Source organism: Polaromonas sp., from assembly GCF_030680935.1.
Lineage (GTDB): Bacteria > Pseudomonadota > Gammaproteobacteria > Burkholderiales > Burkholderiaceae_C > Polaromonas.
In genome coordinates this window covers 37093-49746 of sequence record NZ_JAUXUP010000065.1, presented here as the reverse complement: position 1 = coordinate 49746, position 12654 = coordinate 37093, and the positions used below count along the sequence as shown (strand labels likewise).

At 64.4% G+C, this 12654-nt stretch carries 14 protein-coding genes; 2 read left to right on the top strand and 12 right to left on the bottom strand.

Translation table 11 applies throughout. The annotated features are described in order from the left end of the window. Positions 1 to 9 precede the first annotated feature (9 nt). The 10 genes from Q8L50_RS15850 to Q8L50_RS15810 all read right to left on the bottom strand — a co-directional run bounded on the left by Q8L50_RS15850 (position 10) and on the right by Q8L50_RS15810 (position 9224). Entirely contained in the window at positions 10 to 675 is a 666-nt protein-coding gene (locus Q8L50_RS15850; protein WP_305349601.1) for a phosphatase PAP2 family protein, read from the bottom strand. Further along, positions 672 to 1475, bottom strand: a complete 804-nt coding sequence (locus Q8L50_RS15845) for a polysaccharide deacetylase family protein (protein ID WP_305349600.1) — start codon at positions 1473 to 1475, stop codon at positions 672 to 674. Before Q8L50_RS15845 ends, Q8L50_RS15850 begins: the two co-directional genes overlap by 4 nt. Beyond that, positions 1468 to 3816, bottom strand: coding sequence for an MMPL family transporter (locus Q8L50_RS15840; protein ID WP_305349599.1), 2349 nt, complete (start codon positions 3814 to 3816; stop codon positions 1468 to 1470). Before Q8L50_RS15840 ends, Q8L50_RS15845 begins: the two co-directional genes overlap by 8 nt. Then, on the bottom strand, positions 3816 to 4415 hold the full coding sequence (locus Q8L50_RS15835; protein WP_305349598.1) for a LolA-related protein: 600 nt from the start codon (positions 4413 to 4415) through the stop codon (positions 3816 to 3818). Before Q8L50_RS15835 ends, Q8L50_RS15840 begins: the two co-directional genes overlap by 1 nt. Continuing rightward, positions 4408 to 5367 (bottom strand): acyl-CoA synthetase, encoded by a 960-nt coding sequence (locus tag Q8L50_RS15830; RefSeq protein WP_305349597.1) that lies wholly within the window; start codon positions 5365 to 5367, stop codon positions 4408 to 4410. Before Q8L50_RS15830 ends, Q8L50_RS15835 begins: the two co-directional genes overlap by 8 nt. Next, a complete protein-coding gene (locus Q8L50_RS18970; RefSeq protein ID WP_370869818.1) occupies positions 5364 to 5699 on the bottom strand; it encodes a 3-hydroxyacyl-ACP dehydratase in 336 nt (111 codons plus the stop codon). The genes Q8L50_RS15830 and Q8L50_RS18970 overlap by 4 nt, the downstream gene beginning before the upstream one ends. Beyond that, on the bottom strand, positions 5689 to 7068 hold the full coding sequence (locus tag Q8L50_RS15825) for an AMP-binding protein (protein ID WP_370869817.1): 1380 nt from the start codon (positions 7066 to 7068) through the stop codon (positions 5689 to 5691). The genes Q8L50_RS18970 and Q8L50_RS15825 overlap by 11 nt, the downstream gene beginning before the upstream one ends. 14 nt (positions 7069 to 7082) lie before the next feature. Further along, positions 7083 to 7745: a hypothetical protein gene (locus tag Q8L50_RS15820; protein WP_305349596.1), complete on the bottom strand. Its 663-nt coding sequence runs from the start codon at positions 7743 to 7745 to the stop codon at positions 7083 to 7085. Between the two features lie 8 nt (positions 7746 to 7753). Further along, positions 7754 to 8074, bottom strand: a complete 321-nt coding sequence (locus Q8L50_RS15815; RefSeq protein ID WP_305349595.1) for a phosphopantetheine-binding protein — start codon at positions 8072 to 8074, stop codon at positions 7754 to 7756. Between the two features lie 196 nt (positions 8075 to 8270). Beyond that, a complete protein-coding gene (locus Q8L50_RS15810) occupies positions 8271 to 9224 on the bottom strand; it encodes an inositol monophosphatase family protein (RefSeq protein WP_305349594.1) in 954 nt (317 codons plus the stop codon). Positions 9225 to 9325: 101 nt separating this feature from the next. Between Q8L50_RS15810 and Q8L50_RS15805 the strand changes: the two genes are divergently transcribed. Both Q8L50_RS15805 and cysE read left to right on the top strand, forming a co-directional pair. Beyond that, entirely contained in the window at positions 9326 to 10144 is an 819-nt protein-coding gene (locus tag Q8L50_RS15805; RefSeq protein WP_305349593.1) for an RNA methyltransferase, read from the top strand. Positions 10145 to 10153: 9 nt separating this feature from the next. Further along, positions 10154 to 10930, top strand: a complete 777-nt coding sequence (cysE, locus tag Q8L50_RS15800) for a serine O-acetyltransferase (RefSeq protein ID WP_305349592.1) — start codon at positions 10154 to 10156, stop codon at positions 10928 to 10930. 30 nt (positions 10931 to 10960) lie between these two features. Here cysE and Q8L50_RS15795 read toward each other — a convergent pair whose 3' ends face one another. Together Q8L50_RS15795 and Q8L50_RS15790 are read right to left on the bottom strand one after the other, a co-directional pair. Next, positions 10961 to 12022, bottom strand: coding sequence for an ankyrin repeat domain-containing protein (locus Q8L50_RS15795; protein ID WP_305349591.1), 1062 nt, complete (start codon positions 12020 to 12022; stop codon positions 10961 to 10963). Next, the gene (locus Q8L50_RS15790) at positions 12019 to 12630 is read right to left on the bottom strand and encodes a sigma-70 family RNA polymerase sigma factor (RefSeq protein WP_305349590.1); all 612 of its coding nucleotides are present in this window, start codon (positions 12628 to 12630) and stop codon (positions 12019 to 12021) included. The genes Q8L50_RS15795 and Q8L50_RS15790 overlap by 4 nt, the downstream gene beginning before the upstream one ends. Positions 12631 to 12654 lie beyond the last annotated feature (24 nt).

The following is a 12654-nucleotide window of genomic DNA, read 5'->3' as shown; positions in this document are numbered from 1 at the left end:
TAAGTAAGTTCATATTAGCAAATGCCTGCGGTCCAGCATCGACAAACGGGCTGCCAGACCGCCCAGAAAGAGGCCGGCCCACATGTCCACAGCCACATGCTGGCGCGTGGCGAGCGTGGCGTAAATAATGCCGGCGCACCACAGGCCGTTGCACAAGCGCACCCACATCGGACTGCCAAAGCGGCGCAGCAAGCGGTGTAGCCACAGGCCTGAAAAAACGGCAGTGGCGACATGCAGCGAAGGGAAGGCATTGCCTGAGGCATCGAGGTTTTTCAGGAACGCCACACCCGGGTACAGAGCCCAGTCAATATCAGCCGGAGGAACGGTGGTGGGCCAGAAATAGAAAATCAGCAAGGCGATCAGGCAGGTGCTGGCCATGGCCCTGCCATAAACCAGCAGCTCGCGCCGGTCCGCCAGAAACGCCGGTGGCAACGACACGTACACCCAGAGAGACGCATACAGCGGCAGTGCGCCAGGCGCAAAACCGATCAGGCCGTCCAGCCAGGTGACCGGCATCACGGTTACCGGGTAGGCAGGGTATTTGAGTACATAAAAGTAGGCGCCGAAAAACACCGCAATAAAAAGCGGTATGCCTATGCTTTTGAGGCCTATGTGACGCGGCAGCACCTGCGCCGCCTGCCGGTACCAGGGTATGGGCTGGCGGATGATGTTCATGTCAGCGCCTCGCGCAGGGTGACGGTACGCAGGCCGGCCGTTGTGGCGGCTTCCAGCAGGCCGGGCAAGACTTCAAGAATGACCGGCACCCCGTGGGCCGTGGTGGCGGCGTGGCCATCGTGCAGCAGCACAATCGCACCGGGCTTGAGCCTGCGCAGCAATGTTGCCCGGACTTTTGCGGCATCCCTGATACGGGTGTCAAAACCACGCGCCGACCAGCTGGCCAGTTGCAAACCGAGGCCGGCCAGCACGGGCTGCAGAAAAGGGTTGCGCAAGCCGGCAGGTGCGCGAAAAAACCGGGGTGGCTCGCCGCAAATGCGGGTGAGGGTGTGTTGTGCCGCCTGCACCTCGCGCCCCATGCCGCGGGGTCCCATGACCGAAAAATGATGGCGGTGGTGCTGACTGTGGTTTTCAACCGCATGGCCACGGCGCACGATCTCGCGGCACAACTCCGGGTGGCGCAGCGCCTGTTCGCCTATGCAGAAAAAAGTTGCACGGGCGGCGTAGCAGTCCAGCAGGTCCAGCACCTGCGGCGTGACGCGCGGGTCGGGCCCGTCGTCGATGGTCACTGCAATCTCCTGCCGCGCGGCGGACGCTGCCGGTAAACGGGTCCAGTTTGGACCGAGCCAATGGCTGCGCGGCCACAGGCCGGTGGCCGCAATCAGCAGGTGGTTGAGCGCCACAGCGCCCAAAGCCCAGGGCCACAGTGCCGGTTCAAAGCTGACCAGGACCAGCGCCAACAGATGCAGGGCGATGGAGCCACGGATCAGCGGCGGCGCGTGCCAGCGGGTTTCACGCATGGGGCTGCCTCGCAAATATGGCGGCGTAGACCAGCGCCAGAATGACACCTGGCGCCACCGTGACTCCCATGGCCTGAAGGATGGCGATATTGGAAAACGCCAGCAGGCCAAAACCTGCCACAGTGGTCAGATTGGCCAGCGCCATCGAGGCGAGTGTTCGATCAGAAACAGACGCCTGAGGGCTCGGCCGTTCAAAGAACAGCGCGTAGTTGGAACCGACGGCCACCACCAGCAGCAAGCCGACCAGGTGCAGGATGATGAGCGACTGGCCGGCCAGCGCCAGCCCCGCGGTGACGGTGACGACCGAGGCCACCAGCGGGGCAATGATGCGCAGCACACGCCGTGGCGAGCGGAACACGACCAGCAACAGCACCACAATGGCCACCAGCCCGCCAAGTGACAGCAGCGTGGCCTCTCGCAGGTAGCCGGAGTAGAGGCGGTCGGACTCGGCTTTCATGTCGACAAACAGCACGTTGGGCAGATGCATGGTGGCCAGGGCGGCGCGAATCCGCTCGGCCTGGATGCCCACACCCTCAGGCGCCTTCAGCGGCAGCAGGGCTGTCCAGCCGCCGCGCGATTGCTGCAGCAACAGCGCATCAACCGCCATGGCCATCGAGGTATTGTCGAGGTCGCCGGGCAGCAGTGCGGGCTGGCTGCGGGCGGACTCTACATCGGCCAGAAACGGCGCGAACAATGGCGCGCGGACCGGCAGTCCCTGGACCGCCTGCGCCAGCCGGGCCTGCAACTCATCGGGTGCGGGCAAGCTGGCCTGGCGCGCGCGCTGGGTGGCCAGACTCGGGAGGTAGCGGCTGGGACTTTCAAACCCGGCGAGTTCCCCTTGGTCCACCTGCAGCTGCAGCAGCGCAGACACCTGGTCGGCTGCGCCCAGAACGGACTCCCGGCTGTTGCCCGAGACCACCACCAGGTAACGCACGTCGGGCGCACCCATGTCGGCGCGCAGTCGTTCGTCGAGTGCGATGTCGGCCTGCGACACCGGACTCAGGGAAGAAATTTTCTCGTTCAACAAGGTATCGCGCTGCGTCACCAGAACGGCGCAGGCCGCCAGCAGCAACAGCAACGCAGGCCAGCGCAGCGCACTGGCGCGCCGGGTCAGACGGCCCAGCACGCGCCCGATGGCCGATACGTCGTGAATACGAAACCGCGCTGGCAGCAAGTGCGGCAACACAAAACGGGTCATCGCGGCGGCGGCAAGCAGCCCGGCGATGGCGTACAGCCCGAGTTGCGCCAGACCCGGAAAACCCGATAGCAACAGGGATGCAAAGCCGAAGATGGAGGTCAGCACCCCCAGGCGCACGGTGGGCCAGAACAGCTTGACCCAGCGGTCTTGCCTGGCCTCGGCCTGCTCCGACTGCACAAACAGGTAGATGGAATAGTCCACCGCCTCGCCGATCAGGGCCGTGCCAAAACCCAGCGTGATGCCGTGCACCGAGCCAAACCCCAGGCTGACGGCGGCCACCCCGGACAGTACACCGCTGATCACCGGCAAAAAACCCAGGGCCAGCGCAGTCACCGAGCGGTACACCAGCAGCAGGAGCGTGGCAATCAGGATGACGCTGATGAGGGACAGCCGGCTGACCTGGCTGTGTATGGCCTCGCGCGAGGTGACGGAAAACACGCCCGGGCCGGTCATCAACAGGCTGGCGCCCGGACCCGCCTCATCTGCGGCGTCAAAGGCCTGGCGGATAGCGGCCATGGCACGCTGCTGCGCATCGGTGTCGGAGCCCGCCGCGCGTATCTGCACCAGCAGCAGTGCGCGTGCGCCATCGCGTGAGGCCCAGGCGCCGTCGTTCAGCGGCGGCTGGGTGCCGCTGCCCAGTTGCCCCAGCAGTTGCACCATCTCGCCGGTCGGGTCGCGCGGCAGCAGCGACTTGACCATCAGCCCTGCGGGCGATGCCAGCAGGTCTATGCTTTCAGCGAGGGCCGCGTGCAGACCGTCAGCGCTGAAACGTTCGGGCGTGACAGCGGGGCTTAGCAGGTAGCGGTTGTTGAACAGGTAGGCCCGGTCGCGTTCGGTGTTGACCGGCTCGCCGTTGTTGATGCTGACAAAAGCCGGGTCGGTGCGCAGGCGCCGCGCCACCTCTTTGGACAACCTGGCGCGGGCCGGTGCATCAGCGCCCTCTATGCCCACCAGGATCAGGCGCGACGCCAGCCCATCGCGCAACTGGTCCATCAGCAATTGTTGCTCAACCGTCGGTTTGCTGGGTAAAAAGGCCGACAGGTCGGTGGTGATGGGGGTGCGGCTGATGACCGCGCCGCAGGCCAGCAAAAAGGCCAGCCACAGCCAGACCGGCCACAGGGAACGTTGCAAAAACCGCTGCATCAGGGGGCTGCGAGTTTGCTGATGACCATCACCGACCGGTCCTTGTCGGCCTGCTCGATTTCAATCGTCTTGACCTCGGCGCGGCTGCCGCCAATTCGGATGCGCTGAACGACGGCCAGCATTTTTGTTTCCACCGGTCTGAGGGTCAGCGTCCAGCGCTCTTCAGTACCGTCGAGGTCCAGGTTGTAAACGCGCCGCAGCGCCACCTGGTCACCGGCCAGCGTGCCGCGTATGCTTTCTGTGAACGCGACCAGCTCCGGGTAGTCCGTCAGGCGCAGCACCATGCGGCGCTTGCCACGTTCCACCGTGAGGCTGCCACTTTCAATCAGCAGCGATTCGGGCCGGGGTTTGAGGGTGCGTTTTTCCAGCCGGTCCGGTGCGGTGTAAAGCAGCTCGCCCGATGATTCCACCGGGGTGTCCAGCAGCGCAATGTATTTTTTCTCGACAAAACTGGCGCGGCCAGATTTGTTGAGGGCCAGGGCCTGCATCAGTGCATTGACATCCCACGCAGCGTGGGCCGGCGCCAGGCACAGCAAACAGCCAGCCACGGTCAACCACCGCTTGAGGCGCAAAGTCGCTGAATGAGCTGTGTCATGCATGAGGCTGTCCCGCATTGGCTGCAGGCGGCGTTGGACCTGCCTGCCAGAAGTTGAAAAAGTTGAACCAGTTGAAGGGCGCGGCGCGGCTGTGTTTCTCCAGCAGCGCTGCATACCTGGTCAGGGCCGCTTGGACAGCGGCCTCGCGGCCACCCGCAGGAACGGCAGAAAAGTCTGCCAGCGTTTCAAAATGAATATCGTAGCGATTGCCGCCCGCGTACAAGCCCACCATGAACAAGACAGGCCGTCGCAAGATCGCTGCCATGCGGAAAGGGCCGACCGGAAACTCGGCGCTTTCCCCCAGGAAGGAAGCGGAGCGGGTGCTGTCCTGGTTCAGGCAGCGGTCTGCCAGCATGCCGACCACGCTGCCGGTCTCAATCAATTCATGCACCCGCAGCATGGAGTCGGCATGGCCCAGCGGCACGATGTCTTGCTGGGCCGCGGGGTTGATGGCTTTGAGCGTTGCGTTGATCTTGCGCGCGTTTTCTTCGTACATCACCATGGCCACCCGCAGCCCGGGTTGGCGCCGGCCAACGGCGCGCAACACCTCAAAGCTGCCAACGTGGGCGCCCATCAGGAACACCCCCTTGCGGTCGGCGGTCAGCTCGGCCACCAGATGCTCCTGATGAATCCTGATGTCAAACAGGTTGAATCGGTCGTTGATCAGGTACACCCGGTCATGGATACACGAGGCAAAACTCAAAAAGTGTTTGAATATCGTGCCCCAGCCGACATGCGCCGTGGCGGGCAGGGCGCGCCGCAGATAGGCGCGCGAGGCCTGGCGCGCCGCCGCATTGGCCAGCAGAAAATACCCCGCAATGCCGTAGAGCACGCAGCGCGCCACCGGGCGGCCCAGCCGCAAGGATATCCAGGTCATGACACGCAGCATCAGCATATTGCTGCGTTCGGGCCGCTGGCGCCAGCCGCTTGCCGGACCCGGGGGCAGGGCACTCATGACGCGACTTCCCTGGCCTCTGCCAGCACCGTACCGCTGGCAATCTGACGTTTGCCGCAGACAATCGTGAAACGGCTGCTGCCGGCAGCGCCGGGTACCCAGGACAGGGTCAGTGTTTCACCGGGCTGCACCGGGCTGAGAAATTTGGCCGAGGCAAATTGCCAGGCGCATGGCGAGCCGGTATCTGCGCTGCAGGGCTCAGCTTGTGTCTGCGTTATCGCATGCACAACGGCATCGAGCAGCAGCGCCCCTGGCACCATCGGCTGCCCCGGAAAGTGGCCGGCGAAGGCAGGGTGATCTGCGGCGAAGTGCAGGCTGGTTTCAGTTGGCATGGTCGTCGCCGCTGGGCGCTGGCCGCGCCTGATGTTGGCGCGCCAGGGTTTGCAGTACAGCGCGCGGAAGTTTGCCGGTTCTGTTGCGCGGCAGTGACTCCAGCAGCACCAGCGGGCGCGGCAGAAAGATGGCATCGATGCGTTCTTTCAGTGCCTGCTGCAGTTCAACGGAAGTCACGCCGGGTGCGACGGCAAATGCCATCAGGCGCACAACGCTGCCCTGTTCACCTTCATCCGGCATGAAAAATGCGCCATCGAGCACGCCAGGGATCTGGTTCAACTGGTGGTTCAGGTAAGACAGCGAGTTGCGTTTTCCGGCGATGTTGACCAGGTCTTCCAGTCGCCCGTGCAACAGGAAGTGGCGCGCATCCACCACCTCCAGCACATCGTTGAGCGGCACCACCTGCTCGACATGACCGCCGCAGGCCCAGATGCGCTCGTCGTGCGGAGTCAGGGTCACGAGGGGGAACAGCTGCCACTCGGGAGTTTGCACAGTGCGCCGTGAAGCGATTTGCCCGGTTTCAGTGGAGCCGTAAATTTCAAACAGCGGGGCGTCGAAGCGGGCTTCACATTCTTCTGCGAGCTGGGTGGACATCGGGGCGGTGGCCGACAACACCAGATCGAGCTCGGGCAGATCGATATCCGCGTGCACCAGCACCCTCAGGTGCACCGGTGTGCTGACCAGCATGCGCGCCGAAGGCAGGGGCCGCAGCGCCGCAGCAATATCGGCTGGGTAAAAGGGCTGGCCGGCATGAAAGGCGCAGCCGCTGTGCATGGGCAGCAGCACGGTTGATTCAAGGCCGAACATGTGTTGCGCCGGCACGGTGCCAACCAGTGTGCAAGGCCGGCCCGCATGGAGGCCCAGCCGCTGGGCCTCGGCACGCGCGCTTTGCACCAGCGAGCCCCAGGTTTTACGGTGCGGCAGCGGCAGGCCGGTGGAGCCGGATGTAAACACGTCGGCCACCGGCTGGTTGCCAGGCAGGTAGGGGATGTCACATGCGTCGTCGGGATCAAGCTCTGGAGCGCCTTGCGCAAAGGCATCGTGATAGACAAAACCGGGCAGAGCAATTCCATGGGGAGCGTCGGCCAGGCAAAACACATCCGGCGCCTGCAGTTGCATCTGGCGCATCATCTCGGGCGCGTGGGTAGGTGGCAGCAGGCAGATTTTGCGGGTCAGCAGCGCCGCACCCAGACCTACCGCAAAGTGGTAGCGGTCGCTGCACGCATTGAGCATGTGCTGGCTGGCTGGCAAAGCCGCCGCCAGATGCCGTACATCCGCCAGGTAGCGGCGCACGGTGATGGCTTCTCCGTAGCGCCATGCCACGATGTCGTCGCCACTGTGGTGACTGATGAGGGGGTAGGTGGTCATGACCATGAGCAGGCTCAGGACGATGGTGGCAGCGGGCCGGTACCGCTGGCCTGTCGGTAAGCGCGGAAGGCCTGCAAGGGGCCAGCCCGGTCGGACGGGTCCAGCAGGCACAGCCGTGCCACATATTCGGCTGCAAACATCACAATCACCAGCGGAAGGTTGAGCAGGTTGGCAAAAGCCGACCATATGGCTACCGGCGCCAGCCAGAACAACAGCAGCGACAGTGCCCCCATGCAGGCAAAGTACAGGGTCCAGGCCCAGGTGACCTGCCGCGTGTAGCGGGCCAGAGCGGGTGACAGCGGGCCGTGGATCAAGGCGGCAAAACGCGACACCATGGGTACCTGGCCTGCGCGCAGGGTGCGGCCAAAGGCCAGGCCCAGCAGTACCTGCATACCGGCGTGTTGCAGCAGAAAAACCCAGTTGAAGTGTTGCACCAGCCAGGCGCTGGCTGCATACAACACAGCGATGGTGGCGGCGCACAGCAGCAGCATCAAAGGCCGATGTGGGGAGCGCCAGGCCAGTACCAGTGCCAGCAGCAGCAGCGGAGCGATGGCGACTGCTGCATCCAGCCAGTCGGGGCTGGGATCGGCTGCCGCCAGATGGGCTGCCACCGAGTAGGCGATGCCGACTGCGGCGACGGCTGCCCAGCGGGCGCCGCGCAGCAATTTTGCCGTCAAGCCGGGTTTCACTTGCTTCTTTGCAGGGCGATGTGCTCGGTCAGGCTGCGCAACGACTGGAAGATGGCGGTGTTGTCTTCATGGTCGGCGCGTAATTGCAGGCCGTAACGTTTGGACAGCACCAGCGCGATCTCCAGAATGTCGATCGAATCGAGGCCCAGGCCTTCGCCATACAGGGGCTCGTCCGGCTGGATGTCTGCGGCCGCTGTGTCCAGGTTCAGCGCGCTGACCACCAGCTCGGCCACTTCGCGCATCAGGCCGGCGTCGGCGACCGTTGCAGAAGCTGAAGAAGAAGCGGCAGCAGCGGGTAAAAGTGAAGATTCTGGCATGGTGTGGGTACCGCTTTGGGGGTCAGGTTTCAAGGGTTGGCGCCGGGGCAACGGCCCCTCCATTCAGTCGTGAATTGATGGTAACTGACATTGTGTGACCGGCCTGCGCACGGTGTAGGCAAACATCCCTCGGCGCTGTCAGCTTGATGCGAAACAAAACGTAAAAACAGCGCTGTAAAGCGCTGTGCGGCCGGCTTCAGGTCTGATCGCCGGGGCTGGGTGTGACGGGGTGTGCAGCCCTCGCGCCACGCGGCCTTGACAGGGTTTGGGTGGCAGCGGGTGCATCGGTGGCCGCCGCGTCATCGGTCAGTGCCTGTCGCACCGTGGCCTTGTCGCCTGCGCCGGCAAACTTGCTGTACTTGCCCAGGGTGGTGACCAACTGGCCATAGATGCGCGGATTGCCGGCCACACATTCGCCGTGGTCCATGAAGTCGGCCTCGCCGGTGAAGTTGCCAATCAGACCGCCTGCTTCAGTGACCAGCAGCGAGCCGGCTGCGACGTCCCAGGGCTTGAGGTTGCTTTCAAAAAAGCCATCGCTGAAACCAGCGGCCACATAGGCCAGGTCGAGTGCTGCAGCGCCGGGGCGGCGCACGCCGGCGCACTGGCTCATGACTTCGCCGAGCATGTTCAGGTAGGTCTTGAGCTTGTCCCCGGGGCGGTAGGGAAAGCCGGTGGAGATCAGGCATTCCTGCAGCCGCGTCCGTTTTGCCACGCGGATGCGCCTGTCGTTCATGTAGGCGCCGCGGCCTTTGGTGGCGCAGAAAATATCGTTGCGGGTGGGGTCGTACACCACCGCCTGCTCGACCTTGCCCTTGACGCTGAGTGCAATGCTCACGCAATAGACCGGAAAGCCATGGATGAAGTTGGTGGTGCCGTCCAGCGGGTCGATGATCCAGACAAACTCGGAGTCTTTGGCGCCGTGTTCGCTGCCTGATTCCTCGGCCAGAATGCCGTGGCCGGGGTAGGCGGTCAGCAGGGTTTCGATGATGGCGGCTTCTGCGGCCTGGTCGATTTCGGTGACGAAGTCATTGGTTTGCTTGACCGAAACCCGGACCGACTCCACGTCAAGGGCTGCACGGTTGATGATGGCGCCGGCGGCGCGTGCAGCCTTGATGGCCACGTTGAGCATGGGGTGGAGATTGCTGGACATATAGGACTAAGAAAGAGCACAAGGGCTGCGGCCCGGTAACCGGGGCAGGCGACAATAAAGCCATTTTACCGGCTCGCACGCTCCGTCTGCCCCTTTTACCCATGAAAACGCGATTTGTCCTGATCAACACCAGCCATGCCGGCAACGTCGGCGCCGCCGCGCGCGCGATGAAAGTCATGGGGTTTGACGATCTGGTGCTGGTGGCGCCGCGCTGGGCCAATGTGCTGAACCGCGAAGAAACCATTCAACGCGCCAGTGGTGCGCTGGACGTACTCAAAAACGCGCGGATTGTGGCGACGCTGGATGAAGCCCTGGACGGCGTGACGCATTTATGCGCCACCGCAATGACGCCGCGCGACTTCGGCCCGCCGACCCGGGCGCCACGCGAACATTTTTCGGCCTTGCTGGGCGGCACCAATTTGCTATCACATCAGGAGCTTCTTTCGCCCGCCGCACAAGGGCTGCAGGCCAATTTGGCTTCAAAACCAGAAGGTGTGGCCTTTCTGTTTGGTTCTGAACGTTTTGGCATGCAGAACGAGGACGTCTACCGCTGCCATGTGGCGCTCAGCATACCGACCGATCCGAAGTTTGGATCGCTGAATCTGGCCGCTGCAGTGCAGTTGATTGCCTACGACTGGCGCGAGGCGCTGGGGGGTTTTGCGGTACAGGCTGCCCAACCCGCGCAGGCGCTGGCCGATGCAGCTGCGGTGGCCGGCATGTTGACTCACTGGCAGCAGGCGCTGACCGACATCGGCTTTCTGGACCCAGCCGCGCCGAAAAAACTGATGCCGCGCATGAACCAGCTCTTCAACCGGGCGCAACTGAGCCCGGAAGAGATTCATATCCTGCGCGGTGTGGCCAAGGCGATGTTGCAAAAGGGCCAGCATGTCGCGCCAGCAAAAACTGCCGCCAAGCCATAAACTCCCAGCATGTTCTCCCGACTCCAATCCGACATCCAGTGCATTCTTGAACGCGACCCCGCCGCCCGCACCGGCTGGGAAGTGCTGACCTGCTACCCCGGCCTGCATGCCCTGGTGTTGCACCGGCGCGCGCACTGGTGCTGGCAAAACGGCTTCAAATGGGCTGGACGGTTTATCTCGCAGCTGTCGCGCTGGCTGACCGGTATCGAGATTCACCCCGGCGCGAAAATCGGCGAGCGGGTGTTTTTTGACCACGCGATGGGCGTGGTGATCGGTGAAACCGCCGAGATTGGCGACGGCTGCACGATTTACCAGGGCGTGACGCTGGGCGGCACCTCGCTGTACAAGGGCACCAAACGGCACCCGACGCTGGGCCGCGATGTGGTGGTCAGCGCCGGGGCCAAGGTGCTGGGCGGTTTTCTGGTGGGTGATGGCGCCAAGATCGGCAGCAACGCGGTGGTGATCAAGCCGGTGCCCGCGGGTGCCACCGCCGTGGGTATTCCGGCGCGCATCATCCCGTCCAAAGCTGGCGAAAGCGCCGACGTCACCACCACCTCGCCCAAGTTCTCGGCCTACGGCATCACGCTCGAAGACGACCCGCTGGGCCAGGCCATGAAGGGCCTGATCGACAACGCCTCGTCGCAGGAGCACCAGATTGCGCTGCTCTGGCAGGCGATTGAAAAGTTGTCTGAAAGCAGCAAGGCGCATCGCGACTGCGTGCCCGATGACGCGGCGCTGCAAGAGACCTTTGAGGCCGACAAGATCAATCAGCTGATGGGCAAATAAGGGCGCCGCCCCAGCGCGCAGCCACCGGCATCACGACCCGGCCTCTATCATCTGCGCAATCGCCTCGCGCCCCAGCCGCCTGGCGTGCTGCAAGGCGTTGACACCATCACGGTCCACCAATGCCGGATTCGCCCCGGCTGCCAGCAGGCGCTGAACCACGGTGCTGTGCCCGTTGATGGCGGCCAGCATCAGCGGTGTTTTGCCCATCGCGTCAGGTGTATTGACTGACGCACCTTGCGCGATGAGCTGCTCGACTTGCGCCAGCCGCCCTGCGCCAGCCGCCGCGTGCAGCGACGCAGCGGCGCTTCGGCTGAGTTCGCGCGCCCCTGCCTGTTCACTGCTGCGTTCTTCCTGTTTTTGCTGCTGGGCCTGCGCGCGTGGGGCGGCCGCTGGCGCGGCCGCAAACGATGGGGGATAGGCCAGGTCGGGTCGGGGCGCATCCGGTGCTGCTGGTGGCGCCCGAAATGCAGGGGCCGCAGCGCGGCCTGCTGAAATGGTGGCTTCATCGAGCGCGTTGTTGGCGTTTGTATCGGCCAGACGGCTGCGCGCTGGCGCCACCTCGACGGGAATGGCAGGGGCGACAGGCGCTGGTGCCGTCTTGGCGGCAGGCGCAGGGGATGCTGGTGCAGGCGACAAGGCGCGGGGCAGCTCGGCCTGGCTTCTGGCGGGCGCGGCCTTGGCAGTGGCGGTGGCGGTGGCGGTGGCGGCACTTGCCTGTGTCTCTGGCGCGGTATGGGCAGCGGGGCTGGCCTCGCGGCTTGTTGACGGCCCTGCGGACGTGGCGGGGCTGCGGCCTGCAGCGCTCTGGCCGGCCACCAGCTCTTTTTCTTGCGGCGTGCCACGTTCAAACTGCAGCACCAGCAGCCCCGCCAGACCGACCACGGCCACACTGGCCAGCAGGGACAGCTTCCAGCGCGGCTGGTTGGCGGCGGGTGCGGGCCGGGTTGTGCGGCTGGTCGTCTGGCCTGCCAGCACGGCCTGTGCATGGGCGCGCACTGCCGCGCGCACATGTGCGCCGGGGCCGCGTGTATCCTGCGCGCTGGCCTCGTGATAGCGCCGCAGCAACTCGTCGTCGGGGCGGGGGGCTGTCATGCAAACTCCTGTAGCTGTTGTCGCAGGCTGCGTCTGGCATAACGCAGGCGGCTTTTGGCGGTTTCAAAACTCACGCCGGTGGTGCTGGCAATCTCTTCCACACTCATCCCGGCTTCGGCCTGCAGCAAAAAAGCTTCGCGTTGTTCGGCTGGCAATTGCTCCAGCGCCGCCATCAGCGCGGCAGCCTGCTCGCGCGACTGCAACTGGCGCAGCGGCCCAAAACCCGAATCAGCGGCCAGGGTGTTGATGAGGCTGTTTTCATCATCCTCCCCGCCGCCATGCCCGTCGATGGAGACATGTGGCCTGGCGGTCCGGAAGTGATCCACCAGCCGGTGGTGCGCGATGGTGAACAGCCAGGTGGTGAAGCGCGCTGTGGGCCGGTAGCCGGCATTGCCGACCCCCTGCCGGGCTACCGCAAACCACACGTCCTGCAGCAAGTCGTCGGCCACGGCCTGCACCCGCACACTGCGCAACAGGTAACGCCAGACGCGTAGCTCGTGGCGGCCATACAGCACGTCAAAGGCCGCCAGATCACCCGCTGCATAACGCAACATCAGGGACTCGTCGCTGTCAATTGCGGCGTGGTCGGGCGGGTCGGCGCTGGGCATGCGCCACGTTAGCACGGCCAGCAG